The following is a 16,070-nucleotide window of genomic DNA, read 5'->3' as shown; positions in this document are numbered from 1 at the left end:
CTGCAGATCGGAGGCGGCGCCGGTCAGGCTGAAGAAGCCCGCGCTGATCTGGGAGAACGCGAACAGGCCAGCTGCAGCGCCGACTGCGCCCTTCACTGCCCCGCTCACCTTGCTGCCCAGCCCACCCTGACCACCAGCGATTCGGCGGCGAGTGCCCGTAGCGCCTCCACGTGGCTGCGGGCCTGCTCCGGCATGGTGTCGGGGGCGCGCAGCGTCAGCCCGCCGGCGCGCACGATCACCGGATCGTCCCTGCTGCGAGCTGGCGGTGGATGGCGTCGGCGTTGGCGTCGAACTCGGCCACGGTCAGCGTGGACAGCTCCTCGCGGGTGAAGACGTGCCCGTCGGGGCGCTTGATGTCCGGGGGCGCCTGCCCGTCGACGGCGCCGGCGGCGGCCCACGCGCTGATCGCGTCAGCGTTGTCGGCGAGCTCCTGCGGGCCCATCGCGTCCAGCTCCGCCCGGGTGAACGCCCGGCTCATGCGCCGAACATCCCAGACGGCCGCAGCATCCGCTGCGCCGATTCCCTGATGTCTCGGGGCAGCACGTCGGCGACCTCGCCGAGGACCATTCGGTCCACGGCCAGCGGCTCGAGGGACGTGCCGTCGATGATGACCGCGGCGACCTGGCCGCCGGCGTTGTTGACGATGCCGTCCCAGCGCACCCGGACGCCGGCCACCTCCTCGTGGACCCGGTGGGACTGAAACACCTCCCGGCCGTCGACGGTTCGGGCGACACCGACGGTGAAGGTGCCCGCCGCGTCGGCGAACAGGTCGGTGAGGGCGGCGTTGTGCTCGTCGGCCACCTCGCGCAGCTCGGCGACGGCGGCGGCCAGCTTGCGGCGGGCACGCTCCAGGCGGCTGTCGTCACCGTCCAGGCTGGCGGCGACGGCGCGGGCACGGTCGGCGACGACCGGCATGTGCGCCACGGTTGCCTCGTTGCGGCGCACCCGCTGCCGGTTCTGGATACCCAGAAGCCGCACCTGGGCCATGTGCTTCCGCGAGGTGGCCCGCTCCAGCTCCAGCGGGTCCACCTGGCCGCTGCCGTGCAGCAGCTCCCGGTACAGGGCCTCGTACTGGGCTTCGGCCTTCTCGGCCTCCTGCTGGATCTCCCGGTACTCGAGCGCCTCCTGGGCGCGGAGCCGCTCGTCGACGTCGATCCACGTCTCGGCGGCGGTCTCGGTGCTGGTCATGCGACGGCGGTCCTCTCGCTGGCGGTCGGCTGTGACCGGCGGGCGAGGGCAGCGGCGACCGCCGAGGCCGGAATGTCCCAATCCCGACCCCGGCGGACCGCACCTGGCAGCTGGCCCCGTCGGGCCCGCTTCCTCACCGCAGCCGGCGACACCCCCAGGAGTGCCGCCGCTTCACCCGCCATCACGCCACCAGCGTCAGCCGAGCGGTGTCAGCCTGGTTGCGCACGCGTAACCGGAGCAGAGGCAAGACCCCTACGGTCGGGACATGGACCCGACGCAGCAGCCACCCGATCAGTGCCCACGGTGCGGTAGTCGCGTGCGCGAGAACCGCACGACCATCCGCGAACTGGGCAGCGATCTGAACTCGACGCTCAAGCGATGGGAGTGCGTCGACCAGCAGCTGTGCGGCTGGCCCGGTTGATCACGAGCTGCCCTCGGGGAGCCGGCGTTGGGCGGCCGTGGGATTCCTCGGCGACCGCCCAATGCACCGCCTCAGCGTCGTGCCCTCGTTAGATTCATCGATCACAGGGTCGATGCCGCTCAGAACCTCCTGCAGCGCCGGCTGCTCCCCTGCCCGTCAGATTCCCTCGCCCAACCCCTCGGCCAGGCTGCGCTGAGCCTGGAGAGTGGATAGCCGTGTCTCCGCATAGGTGTGAGCGCGAGTGCGCAGCGCTAGGGCACGCTGCTCGACATCCGGGCGCAGAGCGTTGAGGTACGCCTCCGTCTGATCCGCGAGGTCCTTGCCCCACCGCTTGATTTCCGCGCTCGAGGTGCCGGCGGGGAAGGTCCTGCGGAACAGGAGGGCTCGCTCCGACCCCTCGGGCTGATCGAAGGTGCGGTCCCCTACGGGAGTCGCGTCGATGGAGACCGGACCCGCGCCAGGAACCTCCAGGTAGAAGTGCCCGCTCTGACCCTCGTACGGGACACGCAGGGTGACCTCCGTCGCCGTGCCCTGCACTGACGTCGAGAACGTCGCCTTGTCCCGGTGGAGCACCGGGACCTCGGCCTCTGTCTCCCGGTCGATGATCTTGCCGACGCGTTGTGGGTCGGCAAGCCCCGCCTCGTCCATGGGCCCAAGGTCCCGTTCGATGCGCAACCAGCGCCCCTGGAACTCGCCGTCAAGACTTCCAGAACTGAACAGGTTCACGCAGCCACCCTGGCACAAATGAGGCTCACCAGTCATCTTCGCCGTCGCCGGCACGGGGTGAGCGGAAGGCCTGCGTGAAGTCGAGAGGCACTGGCTCCGATAGGAGTCGTGTCCCGGCCCCCGTCATCCGCTCTTCGCCGGACGAGCGGGTGGAAAAGCCCTCCTCGTTGAGCTCGGTCCGGCGCCACATCGGCCCGGTGCGCACCGACGCCATGCACTGCATGAGCGCGTCCGCCAGGTCGTCGTGGCCCACGTTGTCCGGCACCTCGATGCGCATCCCGCCGCCCGGCAGCATCTCCGTCTGCAGGGCGTGCAGCTGCTTGAGCAGCTCCGGGTGCCGCGGCAGCACCATGCGGCCCTGCTGGATCAGGAGCCGCAGCGCCCCGTACCCGTTGACCTTCAGCCGGTTCGTCGTCCACACCCCGCGCACCGGCGTGGACCGGCCCCAGCGGGCGCGGGCCGCCTGCCGAAGGGCCTGCACCGCCGGCTCACCGGGCCCGTTCTCCTCGGCCAGCACCCAGGGCAGCCAGTAGCCGTTCTGCCCGTCCCAGGCGCCCTTCCGGTACTCCCCGACCCGCACCACCCGGTCGACGAACTGCGCGTAGGGCAGCTGGTGTTCCTGCTCCAACCACGGCACGAAGAAGACGGGGCTGTCGGGGTGCCGGTCGGCGTTGAGCAGTCCGTCGTCGAGCACCGACACGAGGACCAGAGCGTTGGCGTCGCGCTTGAACCCCCAGTCGACACCGGCCACCGCCGGCCACCCCGTGGCCTCCTCCGGGGGCAGCAGCGCGTAGTCGGCAACCGCGCCCTCGAGCTCGGCCATCGGGAAGTACGCCGACCCGTCGTCGGTCCACTTCGCCAGGTACTCCCGGTCGAAGTAGTCCGGCGCCGACCGCTTCCGGATCTGCTCGAGGAACTCCACGTCGACGAGCGGGGACACGCTGGACGGCCAGTGCCAGGACTGCACCCACCGGTCCGGGGTGGCCATGCCCTGTCGCCACAGCTGCCGAAAGAAGTGCCCCAGCGCCCCCCACGGGGTGGACGACAGCAGCACCCGCGACCCCGGGCGTGCCAGCACCACCGGCTCCGCGGACTCCCAGATGTCCTGCGGCACGAACCCCGCCTCGTCCACGATCAACAGGTCGGCTTCGGCGGACCGCACCTGCTTCGCCGACGACGGCACGCACTCGATCGTCGACCCGTTCGACAGGATCAGCGTTGACGTCGTCTCGTCCTCCGTCGACCCACCCAGCCGCGGCGCCTTCGCCATCTTCGACACCTCGGCGAACAGGCGCTTCGCCGCCACCTCACCGGCCGACACGATGAGCGCCTTCATGCCGGGCCGGGAGAACGCCGTGTGCAGGGCCAGCACCCCGTACACGTGCGACTTCCCAGCCCGCCGACCAGCGCAGATCACCCGGTACCGGGCCTCCGAGCGCACCACCTCGACCTGATGCGGCCACAACGGCCGGCCGATCATCACGTCGGCGAACACCACCGGATCCCGCCGGGCCGCCTCGAGCTCCGCCACCGACATGCTCACTGCGACTCCCCGTCCTCGACGACTTCGCCGTCCACCCGCTCCGACTCCGCGGCCAGCCGCGCCTGCTCCTGCCGGTGCAGCTCCGCCATCAGCCGGGCTGTGTCCACGTGCGCCGCCGCCTTGTCGCGGCCCAGCCGGGCCGCCGCCAACGGATCCAGACCCAACGCCCGCCGCCCCGACAGCGCCCGCGCCTCCGCCCGATGCAGCAGCAGGTACGCCGATCGCACCCGGTCCTGGTCCAGGTCACCCACGCCGTCCCCAGCCGCCTCCGCCGCCCTCTCCAGGTACTCCGTCAGCACCTGCACCTGCGCCTCCGCCCGCGCCCACGCCCACACCGCCGGCGAGAACCGCGGCGCCGCCAGATAGTCCGTCGCCGGATCGACCAACACCGACGAGCGAATCTCCTCAGCCAACGGGTCGATCACCCGCGGCGAGTACGCCCCGTGCTGCAGCGCCAGCGTGTTCCCCGGCGGACCATCGAACGGCGGCCGTTGACCGGGGAACTCCGGCACCCACCCCTCCGGGCCGCTCACGACCCCACCGCCCGCACCGTCACGCAGCAGCCAGGCACGTGCAGCGCCCACGGATCCCCGACATGCACCTTCGACGCGGTCAGGCGCACCACCTGCGAGTCGTCCCGCATCACCCCGGCGTCGACAAGGGCATCCCCGACGGCCCGACAGAGCTTGTCCAGGTCCCCCGACGACCGCGTGACCGGCCAGCACCGCCGCGACTTCGGCGCCGACTTCGGTCGGTCGAACGTGAACACCACCGCCACCGACACCGGACCCTCGAGACGGGACCAGCCACTGAGTGACGGGCCGCCACTCAGCGATGAACTGGCCGACACGACGTCGGTCAGTCCACTAAAGGCCTTCGAGGACTCCAGTCGCACCATCTCCGCGGCGTCACGCACATGGGTCGGAGACAGCTCCGACCCCGCGCCGCCAGGGGTCCGGACCAGCTCGGACCCCTCGGTTCCGTCGCCCGGGCCGACGGAACCCATTGCGTCCAGCGCGGCCGCCTTCACCGCCTCCCGCCACGGCAATAGACGAGCAGCGTTCCCATGCACCGACGGGCGCCCCCGCCCCAGCGACCGGACCGACCCCTGCGGCGCAGGCTTCCCGAACGCCGAGAACACCAGGCCGTCAGACAGCGCCGTCACGACAGCACCTCGCGGGCGTGCCGCGCAGCAGCCACCAGGCCGGCGTGCACCGAGTCCCCGACACCAGCCGCGTCAGCGACGTCCATCAACGGGTTGACGACGTTCTCCACCACGTGGCGCAGTGCCGCCGCGGCGACGTAGCCGAACGCCTCCGGGCCGAGCTCGGTGAGCGCCTCGGCCATGACCCGGTCGATCTCCGGGGGGTCATCGTGGAAGGTGGCCAGCTCGAACCCCAGCACAGTGGCCCGCGCCTGGATCACGTCGATGTCGACGACGCCCAGCGGCTCACCGTCGTCCCCGACGAGGAAGTGCGCGCTCATACCGCACCACCGGCGACCGAGACGGCAAGCTGACCGGCATGTGGACCGTCATCGAGCAGCCGTTCCTGCCCGCCGTTCCCTCCCTCGTCTCCGGTGCGGTCATCCGCCACCTGGTCGAAGCCGGCGAGGACCGGACCGCGTGCGGGGACCTGGTAAGCGGTCAGGCCCGGGAGGTGACCGTGCCGTGGCGCCGAGCTGCCGGCCGCTGCCCTGCCTGCGAGCAGGAGCAGGGAGTCGACTGACCCAGGGATTGCAGATCCCACGATGAGCCGTTGACCTGCGCCGATGAGCCGCGTGGGCACAACGTGGGCACGGGCAGCACGCGCGCGGGGGTTCCGACAGGTCGAGCGAGAGACGCCGACGGACCGGTTGGCCGTCTTCCGAATGCTCTTCCTTGGACCTTTTGGACCTTTCCCCCATTCCCCCCGTATGCGCGCACTCATGGGCGCAAACTGAGGAAGGGTCCGATTCGTCCAATCGTCCGGGTTGGGGGTCATGGTCAGCCTTCCGTGGTGGGGTCGTCGGGAGCGGCGAGGGCGATACCGGTCCAGCGGACGGTGCCGCTCTTGCTGCGGTCGTAGCCGCGGTCGGTCAGGGCTCGTCCGAAGGCGTTCTGCGTGCCGGGCTCGATGCCTTCGGCGCGGGCCCAGGAGGTCCAGGAGCTGTAGAGGTCACGAGCGGGAGCCCAGTAGTGGGGCCCTGTGAGGCAGCGCTCGTTGAGCCACTGGCCGAGGTGGTCGGATTCGGCCCGGTAGGCGCTGGTGGCTTCGCGGACGTGGTCGGGGACGGCCAGCCCGTCGCGAGTCCAGGCGGTGTAGCCGTCGACGAGCCAGTTGAGGACTCCGGCTTGCTCGAGGAGGAGTCGGTCACCGAGGCGGGTGTCACGCTCGTGCTCGGGGATGACGACGTCGAAGGGGACGAGCCGGAGGCGGCGCCAGATGCCCTCGTCGTCGCCGCGCACGACGGGCCGGTGGTTGGTGACCATCAGCAGGGTGTGGCTGGCCTCGAACTCCCAGAAGTCCTCCCTCATTCGGCGGGCCTTCACGCGAGTCTCGCCGGTGAGCCGCTTGACGGTGCCCTCGGCGAGGCGGCGGCCGGCATCGGTCTCGTGGACGGCGACCAGGCGGCGACCGAACAGGTCGGCCACCCCTGTGGGGTGCGGGTTTCCGCCGTCGGTGAGCAGGGCGGGGTCTCCGGTGGCCCCGTAGTCGCCGAGGGCGGACAGCACGGTCTCGACGAGCACGGACTTGCCGTTGGCGCCGGCGCCGTGCAGGACGGGCATGACCTGCTCGACGACCTTGCCGAGCAGGGCGTGGCCGAGGAGACGCGCGAGGAAGGCGCGCATGGCCGGGTCGGGCTGGATGCGCGCCAGGAACTCATCGAACGCCTCGCGGGCCGCAGCGGGGTCGTAGGCGGCGGCGGTGATCCGGGTGAGGAGCCGGGTGGGGTCGTGGCCGGACACTTGTCCGTCGCGCAGGTCGAGCACGCCGTTGGCCACGTTGAGCAGCCACGGGTCCGCGTCGAGCTGCTCGTGGCGGATGGCCACCTCGGGTTCGGTGGCCGCGAGGGTGAGCATGGCTGCCACACCCGCGGCTGACTCGGCGCGGTCGGCGGCCCGGCGGTAGGCCTTGCGCTGGTCACCGTCGGCCTGGAGCGCCTCATGCTGCAGAGCTCGGCCCACGGCCTTGGCGCAGCGGTGCGCCTCCCCGGTGGTGTCCTCGGACCACACGCGCCCGTCCCAGGCCATCCAGCGGTGCCAGGCGCCGACGTGGCGCAGCCGGTCGCCGAAGGCGGCCACGAGTCGGCGGGCGTTGCCCAGGTCGGTGAGCGGCTCCTCGGGCAGGGGGTCCCGGGTGAGCGCGAGGGGCTGTTGCAGCAGCGCGGTCACGAGTCGAACTGCTCTCTGGTGACGACCCGCCGCTCCCGCCACTCGGCGTAGGTGGCGAGGGTCTCGGCCTGGCTGGTGGGGATCATCCAGAGCCGCCGCTGCCAGTCCCACTGCCGGCGCTGGATCTGAGCGGCATCGAGCAGGGCAACGATCCTGTCGCCGATGAGCCACGTCGTGTTCGGGTGCTCCTCGAGGTGCAGGGTCCGCGCCGCAGGGCGCTGGCGGCGCCGCGGCCGAGAGGCTCGCGTCCGGCGGTCGGGGACATGGTCGATGCCGGCCAGAACCCGCTGAACCCGGCGCTCCTGGATGTGCTGCCAGACCTCAGGAATCCATTCGGGATGGTGCTCTCGCTGTACTCTCACGTCGTGCTCCCGGTCGTGTCGGGGGTTGGCGGTGGCGGCGGCCGGGCCTATGGCGAGGCCCGGCCTCGCTATGTCTGGGCCCTCTCGGGTTCGAGGTCGATGCCGAGGAACCGGCAGAGCGTGGCCACGGGGACGACGACGCGGTTGCCGACCCGGACGGCGGGGAAGTCCAGCTCGCCGCGGCGGAACAGCTCGTAGGCCTTCGTCCGCTGGCAGCCGTAGGCGATCTCGCAGGCGGTCACCAGGTCCGTGCGCACCCCGAGAGCCCGCACCTCGGCCGGTGTCCAGGCACGGACGACCCTCACGCCGCCTCCCGGAGTGCCTCGAGCAGGGCTGCGTACGCCTGCCGCTGACCCTCGCGGGGCTGACGGGAGCCGTTCTCCCAACGAGCCACCGTCATGCGGTGCACGCCGAGCTCCTGGGCGAGCCGGATCTGGCTCACGCCGGCGGCCTGCCGGATCGCCCGCGCCACGCGCGGTGGGGGTAGGGGCCGGCGCGCTCGGACCTCGTCGATCAGCGACTGCGACACTGCTGCACCTCCGTTGCATTCGATGCGGCAACGATGGATGCACGGATGTCAGGAGGTGGCGCCGGCGCGCCCGGGGGAGTGTCGCGAGTAGTTTGGCATCAGTGCAACACTCACCGTCAGAACTGTTGCATTAGCGGCTGCAGTCGTGCATCCTCTCGGTATGGCCAAGCGCGAGGAGTTCGACTACTTCGTCAGCGGCGGAGTCGAGCTCTTCTCCGCGCTGGCTGAAGACACCGCCGCCGAGCAGTGGCACCAGGTCAGCGGCGGGTCGCTCGGGGAACGCCGCGTGCTCGTGCGGCTGGCCAAGGACGACCGGGGAGCCCTGTCCTGCACCGGCCTAGTGGTCGGTCTCGATGGCGAAGAGGTCACCAGCACCAACCTGCGATCCGTTCCGGTCACCGCCATCGTCCGCGACATCGGGCGGCGACTCAGCGCCGAACCGGCCGGCGATGTCGACCGGCTGCTGCAGGAGATCCTCGGCGCCGCCCTGGCACCGTCACCGCCCCGGCGCCCGGACCACCGTCGGCGCGGCGGCCGGGGACCGACCGAGCAGGACCTGCGCGACTTCATGCGGGCACTGCACCTCGCCGGAGGCCAGGAGAAGCGCGGGGCGATGACCCGCGCGGCGAAGCAATACGGCATCGACCGAGCGACGGCGTACCGGTGGCTACCGGTGGCAACCCAGCGAGGCATCACCGGACAGGAGTGCGACCGATGAAGGGCTCCACGCACAAGCGCTGCGGCTGCCGCGACGAGGACGGCCGCCAGTACGGCTCTCGCTGCCCGAAGCTGGGCCGCAAGGGTCACGGGAAGTGGTGGGGGCGCTACGACGCCCCCCGCGCCGCCGACGGCAAGCGCCGGCAGGAGAAGCTCGGCCCGTTCGACACCAAGGCCGAGGCTGACGCCGCCCTGGCCGACGCCGTACAGGCGATCAGCCGCGGCACTTACTTGCGGCCGGAGAAGGACCTCACCGTTGCCCGGTACCTCGACGAGTGGCTGGCCGGGAAGACGACGCTCAAGGCCTCGACGCGGCACGGCTACGCCCAGCACCTCAACCTCTACCTGAGGCCTGGGCTCGGGCACCTGCGGCTGGCCGACCTGCGCGACGTCGACCTAGAGGCGCTGTACGCCGCCATGCGGCAGATCGGCCGCACTGTCGACGGGCGTCCCTCACCGCTCCTCCGACGCCTGCTAGAGGCCCGCACCGACACCCCTGCGGCCCAGCGGGTGCTCAGCGACGCCACGATCCGCCGGGTGCACGCGACCGCCATGTCCGCGCTGTCGACCGCGGTTAAGCGTCGCAAGATCGCCGTGAACCCCGGCGAGCACGTCGAACTGTCGTCCGGCCGCGCTGGCCGGGCGCTGGTGTGGACCGAGCACCGCATCGAGGAGTGGCGCCGCACCGGCAAGCGGCCGGCCGCCGCGATGGTGTGGACCCCGGAGCAGGCCGGCGCCTTCCTTGACCTGGTCTCGGGCGACGAGCTCTACCCGCTGTGGCACCTGGTGGCGTTCCGCGGGCTGCGGCGCTCGGAGGCGCTCGGCCTGTCGTGGTCCGACGTCGACCTCGACCGTCGCACCGTCACCGTGCGGGAGGCCCGGGTGCAGGTCGGCCGGGCCATCGTCGCCGGGGACACCAAGAGCGACACCAGCGCCCGGACCGTCAGCCTCGACGCCAGCACCCTCGAGGTGCTGCGCGCCCAGCGGCGCCGGCAGGCGGAGCTGCGGCTGCAGCTGGGGTCCGCGTGGGTCGACACGGGACTGGTGTTCACGAAGGCCGACGGGTCCGCGCTGGTGCCCGACAGCGTGTCTCAGCGGTTCGACCGGCTGGTGATCCGATCCGGCCTACCGCCGGTGCGACTGCATGACCTTCGTCACCTGGCCGCGTCGCTGACCTACCGGGCCACCAAGGACTTGAAGCTCACCAGCCAGATGCTCGGGCACGCCTCCACGGCTATCACCGAGCAGGTCTACACGTCGGTGTTCGAGGACGTGGAGCGCGAGGCCGCCGAGTCGGCCGCGGCGCTGGTGCCGCGTGCCCACCGTGCGCCGATCGACGCCGCTGTGCCCACTTCGTGCCCACCTGGGGGAGCGGCGGGCCTGACCGGCGGTCTCGGAGCAAGCGAAACCGCAGGTCAGACCCGGTGGGGCGGGTGGGGCTCGAACCCACGACCCAGGGATTATGAGTCCCATGCTCTGACCGGCTGAGCTACCGCCCCGGACCCAGCAGCCTGCCAGAAGCCCTCGCGCCGCCCACGTCGCGGCCCGGTGCGCGCGGGGCGGACCGAGGCGGTTCGTTACCACCCTGTGACATATCCAGGTTTGGCTTGTACCGTCTCTCGCGGCCCACCCGATCCCGCCCCCGAACCCGGAGGCTCGGGTGGACCCCGCCGAACCGCCCGTCGAGAGCCGGGTGGACCGGGGACCCACGTCTCTGGGGTGAATCCGGCCTGCGCCTCCACGGGCGGGCTGGTAGGGCACGTTCCGGCCCGAACCCGTCAGCTGACCTGGTAGGCGGACCGAGGAACGGAGAACGTCGCCTTGGCGACCCTGCACCACCAGCACATCCCTGCCCGCGGCCTCCGACGGGCAGCGGTCGCCACCACACTCCTGGCCGCGTCCCTGCTCGCGGCACCGGTCGCCTCGGCGGCTCCCGGAGACGCCCGGTCCGAGCACGATCGCGTGGCCGCCCAGGTCGCCGACATCGGGAACCGCGTCCGCGAGGCGGAGGACACTCTGCAGCGCATGTCCGTGGAGGCCGAAGCCGCCAGCGGCGCCGCACTGGCCGCCCAGGCGGCCCTGGTCAGCGCCCAGGAGCGCGCGGAGCAGACCGCGGCCCAGCTCGCCGAGGTCCGCGCGTCCGTCGACCGCACCGAGGACGACGTCGCCGCCATCGGCCGGGAGGCGTACATGGGCGTGGACGAGGCCGCCAGCCAGATGCGGATGGTGCTCGACGCCAAGGGCCCCGGGGAGCTGCTGCAGCAGGCCGCGACCCTGGAGCTGCTCGGCCAGGAGCGCTCCGAGGTGCTCGAAGAGCTGGAGGAGAGCGAGGCCCGGGAGGCCCGCCTCGACAGCGAGGCCCGCACCGCCGTCGCCGAGCGGGACGCCGCCGCCCGGACGGCGCAGGAAGCGCAGGACGCGGCCGACGCCCAACTGTCCGCCGCGCAGGCCGACTTCGACCGCCTGACGGTGGAGAAGGCCGCGCTCGACGCTCAGCTCCGCGAAGCCGAGATCCGCATGCTCAGCCTGCAGGGCAGCACCGACCCGGAGGCCACCTGGTCGAAGGTCCAGGCCGCCGAGGAGGCGGTCGGGCAGCTGACCGCCGCCGGTGGCGCGGTCCCGCCGACCGTCGGCCGGGTCACCTCCTGCTACGGCAGCCGCTGGGGGACCATGCACCTCGGCCTGGACATCGCCGCACCCATCGGCACGCCGGTCTTCTCACCCGAGCCCGGTGTCGTCCTGCAGGCCGGGCCCGCCAGCGGGTTCGGGCTCGCCGTCGCCGTCCAGCACCCCGACGGGGCGATCACCGTCTACGGCCACGTGAACCAGGTCTTCGTCTCCGAGGGCCAGGTCGTCTCCGGCGGGGAGCGGATCGCCGAGGTCGGCAACCGCGGTCAGTCCACCGGCCCGCACCTGCACTTCGAGGTGCACCAGGGTGGCCTCTACGCCGACCGGAGCAACCCGGTGCCGTGGCTGGCCAAGCGCGGGATCGACCTGGGCGGCAGCTGCGGCTGATCTCCCGACCGCGCCGTGCCGGAAGATGGACGGCGTGCGGACGGGGGAGGGCATCTGGCTGCGTGCCGGGGTGCTCGGTGCGCTGATCGCGGCCGGGGGCATCGCCGCCCTCGTCCTCGACCTGCCCGACGCCGGCCAGCTGCGCGGGTGGCTGGACGGTGGCGGGCCGACCGCATGGGTCCTCCTCGTCGGCGGGCTGGCGCTCGTCCTGCTCGCCCCGGTGCCGCGATCGGTGCTGGCGGTGCTGGCCGGCGTCGTCCTGGGGTTCACCGCGGGGCTGGTCGTGTCCGTCGCCGGCGGCCTCCTGGCGGGGGTCGTGGCATTCGGCCTGGCACGGGCGCTCGGGCGCCCCACCGTGGAGCGCCTGGCCGGGCCGCGGCTGCAGCGGGTCGACGACCTCTTCACCGAGCGGGCGTTCGCCTCCGTGCTGGCACTTCGGATGCTCCCCGTCATGCCGCACGTCGTGGTGAGCTACGGCGCGGGCCTGAGCGGCGTGCGCCTCGGCCCGTACGTCGCCGCCACCACGGTGGGGCTCGTCCCGAGCACGGTCGTGCAGGTCGGGGCCGGCGCCTCGACGGGCTTCGTCGTCGAGCACCTCACGACGCTCACGGTCGTGCCGGTGGTCCTGGGCGTCGTGCTCCTGGCTGCAGCCTTCTGGTGGTACCGCCGCCGGGCCCGGCCGGCGGCGGAGGAGAAGCGGGAGCCCCGCCCGACCTGACCGGCGTCAGCCGCGACCGAAGAACCGGCCCAGCACGCTGCCGGCCCCACCCATCGTCCGGGTGGCCAGCTGGAGGACCGGCCCCCCGGGAATGCCGGGCACCTTCTGCACGATCGGCGCGAGCTGCAGCAGGCCGCCGACGTCGTGCACCTTCAGCTTCCGGCGGGCCACCGCGGGCACGGGGTTCACCCGGCCCGAGGCGGCGTCGAGCAGCAGGTCTGCCGCGCCTTCCACGGCCGGGCCGTCGATCACGCCGGCGGCCACCCGCCGCACCTGCCAGCCGTCGCCGTCGGAGGTGAATCCCCAGCCGCCGTCCGGGGTGACGAGGGTGACCCGGCCGCTGATCCCGGTGTCGGCCGCCAGCGCGCCGGTGACGTCGGTCAGGGCGGCCAGGCCGGCCTGCAGCACGTCGGCCGGCGGCGGCTCCGCGCCGCACGACACAAGGTCCAGCCAGTGGACGGCGAGCTCGTAGCCCTGCCCCAGGACGACGCTCAGCAGCGGGATCCGCCCGACGACCGAGACGGCGGGCGCGGTGTCCAGCGCAGGAGGCTCCTCGGCCAGGTAGCGGGCCGTTGCGTCCCGGTTGCGTCGCAGCGCCGCCAGCACCTCCTCGCGCGACGCGTCGCGATGGGCAGCGATCACGCGTGCGTTGACGGCGTCCGGGTCCGGCGGCTCTCCGGAGCCGCCCGTCCGTGCAGAGGTGATCAGGTCACGCAGCGCCTGATGGTCCTCCCACTGGCCCAGGTGGACGCAGATCTCGTGCGCGCGCCACCCGGGCAGCCGGGAGCGCCGATCCAGGTCGACGCCCTCCACCTGCTCGATGAACCGGTCCCACGCGTCCAGCACCATCCCGGAGATCTCGTCGCGGCCCGCGTCGACCATGCCCTGGTGTCGTCCCACGTCGGACCCCTACCCGGGCGTCACACCGACCAGGCATGGACCCTCCGCACGCCGTCCACCGCACATCCGGACGCCGGGGGGAACAGGCGTCACCCGGGAGGGGGAGCGGGGCGTCAAGGAGGGGTGGCGCCCGGTCGATCGACTGGTCGTGAGCCAGCGACCCGTAGGAGACCGCCGAGCCGGCGGCGCGACGGCGTCCTCCGGTGCGCCCGGCCGGATCCGCCGGCTGCTCGCCGCGGTGCGAGCAGGGATGTTCCGGACGCTCGCCGCCGACGACGACCGGGCCGCCTACTGGGTGCGCCACGTGCGCATCGGCGTGCTGGTCACCGAGATCTCGGCGTTCGCGGTCGCCGGCTACGCCCTCCTGACCGACGAGCCCAGCCCTCACCAGCCCCTCCTGCTCGGATTGGCGGCTGCCGTGGCCGTGACGATGCCCGCGGCCTTCCTGCTGCCCCTGCGGGCGATGATGCGCGACTGGCGCGGCCCGGCGTTCTTCTACACCTGGTCGACCGCCACCGCCGCGGTGGTCATCCTCGCCACCCGGCTGGACGGCGGTTCCTCCAGCCCGCTGGACGCGCTGCTCTTCCTGACCCTGACCTTCACCGCCGTCGCGTACTCCCCGCAGGGCGTGGTCGCCATGGGCACGGTGATGACGGCCGGCTACCTGTTCTTCGTCGAGCTGCCCGAGTTCACCGACACAGGCGCCTTCTTCCTCACCGTCATGGGCGTGTTCACGATCGTCTGCGCCATGGCGTCCTCCAACTCCTGGGCTGCCTACGACCGGCAGGTGCTGCTCATCCGGACCCACGAGATGCTGGCGGCCACGGACCCGCTCACGGGCATCCCGAACCGTCGGCGGTTCCTCGAGCGGGTGTCCGGCGCCGTGGTGGCCACGGCCTGGGGCCACCGGTCCGTCGTCCTCCTGGTCGACCTGGACGGCTTCAAGGCCGTGAACGACGCTGACGGGCACGCGGCGGGCGACGCGCTGCTCACCTCCGTCGGTGCCGCGCTCGGCGCCGCGGTGCGCGAGACCGACACCGTGGCCCGGCTCGGTGGCGACGAGTTCGGCGTGCTGGCCGACGTCACGGCGGACTCCTCGGCGGAACTGCTGGCCGAGCGGCTGCGCCAGGCGGTCGCCGCCGCCGGCGCGCGCTACGGCGTGACGGCCAGCGTCGGGGTGGCCGAGGTGGACCCCGGCGAGGACGTCGAGGACCTGATGCACCGGGCCGACGTGGCGATGTACCAGGCCAAGACCGGGGGAGGCGACCGCGTCCGGGTGCTGGACGCCTGAGCCGCTGCTCGACACGTCGTACCCTCGGCGACACGCTGGGTGACGACGACGGAGCCACGCCGTGCAGGTCACCGGGTCCGACGATCCTCCGTCCAGCGACCGTCGGTGACGCAGAGTGATTCTCGCCATGCTGCGGCGCCATGGTGCCGCCATCGGCCCTGGTTGGACCACGATCCGGTACGAGGAAGGCCGCGAGCGGCGGCGCCGGCGGGGTGGACGCCGCGCCGAGCTGCGTGGTATGGGCCGCTGACCAGCGCCAAAGCGCCCGAAGCGTGATCACCTTTCACTTTCGTCCCAGATGTCGCACCCGGGCTGGCGCGATGAGGGGACCATCGTGCATCCTTGGAGCAACAACCTGGCTCCGTAACTGCCGAACACAGCGCGTCACCGAATCGATGGGTCCGTAGGGGAAGACGAGACCGATCGAGTCGATGGAGGTGCCCCGTGCAGCGACGGTCAACCCAGGGTGTCGTCTTCGTGCACGCGTGCCCGAAGGCGCTCTGCCAGCACGTCGAGTGGGCGCTTGAGCGCGTGGTCGGCGCGCCGGTCTCCCTGTCGTGGGCTGAGCAGCCCGCGGCGCACGGTTCCTACCGTGCCGAAGTGGCCTGGACGGGTTCGCCCGGCACCGGCGCCAAGCTCGTCGCTGCGCTGCGCGCATGGCCGATGCTGCGTTTCGAGGTGACCGAAGAGGCCAGTCACGGCAACGACGGCGAGCGCATGTCGTACGTGCCCGGCAAGGGCGTCTTCCGTGCGCCCACGAGCGCCAACGGCGACATCATGATCAGCGAGCAGCAGCTGCGGCACCTCGCGGCGACGACGTCGTCGATCGAGGCCTTCCGCCACGGTGTCGACGAGTTGCTCGGCGCCGCCTGGGACTCCGACCTCGAGATCTACCGGCACGCCGGCGACGGCAGCCCCGCCACCTGGCTGCACCAGGTCGTCTGAGCAGGTAACAGATCCACTACGACACTCCCGTCCGGCACGGGGAGTCGTCGTAGCCTGAGGACCAGGTCGTCCGGGCGCCGTCGGGGAAGCGGCGCCCGGACGGCCTTTCTCGTGGCGGGGCGATCAGGAGACTCTCGTGGCGGGGCGATCAGGAGACCTGATCGTTCTGGGTCCTCCCTCACCGTCGACCGTGAGGGAGGACCCCGAACGATCAAGAGACCTGATCATCGAAGAGGTCAGAGCGGGATGTTGCCGTGCGCCCCGCGCCCGTGCGGCGCCTCGGCCAGCGCCTGGATCAGCCGCCGACGGGTCTGGGCGGGCTCCACGACCTCGTCCACGACC

At 72.3% G+C, this 16,070-nt stretch carries 20 protein-coding genes, 1 tRNA gene, 1 pseudogene and 1 riboswitch; of the genes and pseudogenes, 7 read left to right on the top strand and 15 right to left on the bottom strand.

Annotated features, from left to right (window positions below; genetic code table 11):
• Window positions 1-104 precede the first annotated feature (104 nt).
• The 9 genes from C5507_RS23390 to C5507_RS21135 all read right to left on the bottom strand — a co-directional run bounded on the left by C5507_RS23390 (window position 105) and on the right by C5507_RS21135 (window position 5,363).
• On the bottom strand, window positions 105-239 hold the full coding sequence (locus tag C5507_RS23390; RefSeq protein WP_278044314.1) for a hypothetical protein: 135 nt from the start codon (window positions 237-239) through the stop codon (window positions 105-107).
• Window positions 236-478, bottom strand: coding sequence for a hypothetical protein (locus tag C5507_RS21170; RefSeq protein WP_104530472.1), 243 nt, complete (start codon window positions 476-478; stop codon window positions 236-238). The genes C5507_RS23390 and C5507_RS21170 overlap by 4 nt, the downstream gene beginning before the upstream one ends.
• A complete protein-coding gene (locus C5507_RS21165; protein WP_104530471.1) occupies window positions 475-1,188 on the bottom strand; it encodes a hypothetical protein in 714 nt (237 codons plus the stop codon). The genes C5507_RS21170 and C5507_RS21165 overlap by 4 nt, the downstream gene beginning before the upstream one ends.
• Window positions 1,185-1,370, bottom strand: coding sequence for a helix-turn-helix domain-containing protein (locus C5507_RS23590; RefSeq protein ID WP_104530470.1), 186 nt, complete (start codon window positions 1,368-1,370; stop codon window positions 1,185-1,187). The genes C5507_RS21165 and C5507_RS23590 overlap by 4 nt, the downstream gene beginning before the upstream one ends.
• 395 nt (window positions 1,371-1,765) lie before the next feature.
• Entirely contained in the window at window positions 1,766-2,335 is a 570-nt protein-coding gene (locus C5507_RS21155) for a hypothetical protein (RefSeq protein ID WP_104530469.1), read from the bottom strand.
• A 25-nt stretch (window positions 2,336-2,360) separates the two neighbouring features.
• Window positions 2,361-3,872, bottom strand: coding sequence for a terminase large subunit domain-containing protein (locus C5507_RS21150; RefSeq protein ID WP_104530468.1), 1,512 nt, complete (start codon window positions 3,870-3,872; stop codon window positions 2,361-2,363).
• 2 nt (window positions 3,873-3,874) lie between these two features.
• Entirely contained in the window at window positions 3,875-4,411 is a 537-nt protein-coding gene (locus C5507_RS21145) for a hypothetical protein (RefSeq protein ID WP_104530467.1), read from the bottom strand.
• Window positions 4,408-5,043 (bottom strand): RusA family crossover junction endodeoxyribonuclease, encoded by a 636-nt coding sequence (locus tag C5507_RS21140; protein ID WP_104530466.1) that lies wholly within the window; start codon window positions 5,041-5,043, stop codon window positions 4,408-4,410. The genes C5507_RS21145 and C5507_RS21140 overlap by 4 nt, the downstream gene beginning before the upstream one ends.
• The gene (locus C5507_RS21135; RefSeq protein ID WP_104530465.1) at window positions 5,040-5,363 is read right to left on the bottom strand and encodes a hypothetical protein; all 324 of its coding nucleotides are present in this window, start codon (window positions 5,361-5,363) and stop codon (window positions 5,040-5,042) included. The genes C5507_RS21140 and C5507_RS21135 overlap by 4 nt, the downstream gene beginning before the upstream one ends.
• A gap of 38 nt (window positions 5,364-5,401) precedes the next feature.
• On the opposite strand from C5507_RS21135, the gene C5507_RS21130 reads away from it, so the two are divergent.
• Window positions 5,402-5,605, top strand: coding sequence for a hypothetical protein (locus C5507_RS21130; RefSeq protein WP_104530464.1), 204 nt, complete (start codon window positions 5,402-5,404; stop codon window positions 5,603-5,605).
• A 257-nt stretch (window positions 5,606-5,862) separates the two neighbouring features.
• On the opposite strand, the gene C5507_RS21125 is transcribed toward C5507_RS21130, so the two are convergent.
• The 4 genes from C5507_RS21125 to C5507_RS21115 all read right to left on the bottom strand — a co-directional run bounded on the left by C5507_RS21125 (window position 5,863) and on the right by C5507_RS21115 (window position 8,142).
• Window positions 5,863-7,251 (bottom strand): DNA primase family protein, encoded by a 1,389-nt coding sequence (locus C5507_RS21125; RefSeq protein WP_158657679.1) that lies wholly within the window; start codon window positions 7,249-7,251, stop codon window positions 5,863-5,865.
• Window positions 7,248-7,613: a hypothetical protein gene (locus tag C5507_RS22550; RefSeq protein WP_158657678.1), complete on the bottom strand. Its 366-nt coding sequence runs from the start codon at window positions 7,611-7,613 to the stop codon at window positions 7,248-7,250. The genes C5507_RS21125 and C5507_RS22550 overlap by 4 nt, the downstream gene beginning before the upstream one ends.
• A gap of 68 nt (window positions 7,614-7,681) precedes the next feature.
• Window positions 7,682-7,918, bottom strand: coding sequence for a hypothetical protein (locus C5507_RS21120; protein WP_104530462.1), 237 nt, complete (start codon window positions 7,916-7,918; stop codon window positions 7,682-7,684).
• The gene (locus C5507_RS21115) at window positions 7,915-8,142 is read right to left on the bottom strand and encodes a helix-turn-helix domain-containing protein (protein ID WP_158657677.1); all 228 of its coding nucleotides are present in this window, start codon (window positions 8,140-8,142) and stop codon (window positions 7,915-7,917) included. The genes C5507_RS21120 and C5507_RS21115 overlap by 4 nt, the downstream gene beginning before the upstream one ends.
• 160 nt (window positions 8,143-8,302) lie before the next feature.
• Between C5507_RS21115 and C5507_RS21110 the strand changes: the two genes are divergently transcribed.
• Window positions 8,303-8,860: a hypothetical protein gene (locus C5507_RS21110; RefSeq protein WP_104530460.1), complete on the top strand. Its 558-nt coding sequence runs from the start codon at window positions 8,303-8,305 to the stop codon at window positions 8,858-8,860.
• Window positions 8,857-10,110 (top strand): annotated as a pseudogene (locus tag C5507_RS23585) (tyrosine-type recombinase/integrase); the annotation flags it as partial. The gene C5507_RS21110 and the pseudogene C5507_RS23585, both read left to right, overlap by 4 nt.
• Before the next feature lie 174 nt (window positions 10,111-10,284).
• Here the strand turns inward: C5507_RS23585 and C5507_RS21100 are convergent.
• Window positions 10,285-10,358: transfer RNA gene (locus tag C5507_RS21100), tRNA-Ile, on the bottom strand.
• Window positions 10,359-10,517: 159 nt separating this feature from the next.
• Window positions 10,518-10,673: riboswitch (cyclic di-AMP (ydaO/yuaA leader) on the top strand.
• A gap of 7 nt (window positions 10,674-10,680) precedes the next feature.
• Between C5507_RS21100 and C5507_RS23250 the strand changes: the two genes are divergently transcribed.
• Together C5507_RS23250 and C5507_RS21090 are read left to right on the top strand one after the other, a co-directional pair.
• Window positions 10,681-11,874 carry a M23 family metallopeptidase gene (locus tag C5507_RS23250; RefSeq protein WP_242610968.1) on the top strand — a complete coding sequence of 398 codons (1,194 nt, stop codon included), beginning with the start codon at window positions 10,681-10,683 and terminating at the stop codon, window positions 11,872-11,874.
• Window positions 11,875-11,908: 34 nt separating this feature from the next.
• A complete protein-coding gene (locus C5507_RS21090; RefSeq protein WP_158657676.1) occupies window positions 11,909-12,592 on the top strand; it encodes a TVP38/TMEM64 family protein in 684 nt (227 codons plus the stop codon).
• 6 nt (window positions 12,593-12,598) lie between these two features.
• On the opposite strand, the gene C5507_RS21085 is transcribed toward C5507_RS21090, so the two are convergent.
• On the bottom strand, window positions 12,599-13,492 hold the full coding sequence (locus C5507_RS21085) for a maleylpyruvate isomerase family mycothiol-dependent enzyme (protein ID WP_104530473.1): 894 nt from the start codon (window positions 13,490-13,492) through the stop codon (window positions 12,599-12,601).
• A 148-nt stretch (window positions 13,493-13,640) separates the two neighbouring features.
• Here C5507_RS21085 and C5507_RS21080 point away from each other — a divergent pair, with 148 nt between their 5' ends.
• Both C5507_RS21080 and C5507_RS21075 read left to right on the top strand, forming a co-directional pair.
• Complete coding sequence (locus C5507_RS21080; protein WP_158657675.1) at window positions 13,641-14,783, top strand: GGDEF domain-containing protein; 1,143 nt, start codon at window positions 13,641-13,643, stop codon at window positions 14,781-14,783.
• 444 nt (window positions 14,784-15,227) lie between these two features.
• Complete coding sequence (locus C5507_RS21075; RefSeq protein WP_104530457.1) at window positions 15,228-15,728, top strand: DUF3145 domain-containing protein; 501 nt, start codon at window positions 15,228-15,230, stop codon at window positions 15,726-15,728.
• Window positions 15,729-16,070: the final 342 nt, after the last annotated feature.

This window comes from Blastococcus saxobsidens (genome assembly GCF_002938435.1).
GTDB lineage: Bacteria > Actinomycetota > Actinomycetes > Mycobacteriales > Geodermatophilaceae > Blastococcus > Blastococcus saxobsidens.
Note: the sequence above shows the minus strand (reverse complement) of the source record. Positions and strands in the feature narration are given on the sequence as shown.

Coding starts and splice junctions, on each gene's coding strand:
- C5507_RS21170 (WP_104530472.1), bottom strand. CDS start 478: ATGAGCCGGGCGTTCACCCGGGCGGAGCTGGACGCGATGGGCCCGCAG.
- C5507_RS21165 (WP_104530471.1), bottom strand. CDS start 1,188: ATGACCAGCACCGAGACCGCCGCCGAGACGTGGATCGACGTCGACGAG.
- C5507_RS23590 (WP_104530470.1), bottom strand. CDS start 1,370: ATGGCGGGTGAAGCGGCGGCACTCCTGGGGGTGTCGCCGGCTGCGGTG.
- C5507_RS21150 (WP_104530468.1), bottom strand. CDS start 3,872: ATGTCGGTGGCGGAGCTCGAGGCGGCCCGGCGGGATCCGGTGGTGTTC.
- C5507_RS21135 (WP_104530465.1), bottom strand. CDS start 5,363: ATGAGCGCGCACTTCCTCGTCGGGGACGACGGTGAGCCGCTGGGCGTC.
- C5507_RS21130 (WP_104530464.1), top strand. CDS start 5,402: ATGTGGACCGTCATCGAGCAGCCGTTCCTGCCCGCCGTTCCCTCCCTC.
- C5507_RS21110 (WP_104530460.1), top strand. CDS start 8,303: ATGGCCAAGCGCGAGGAGTTCGACTACTTCGTCAGCGGCGGAGTCGAG.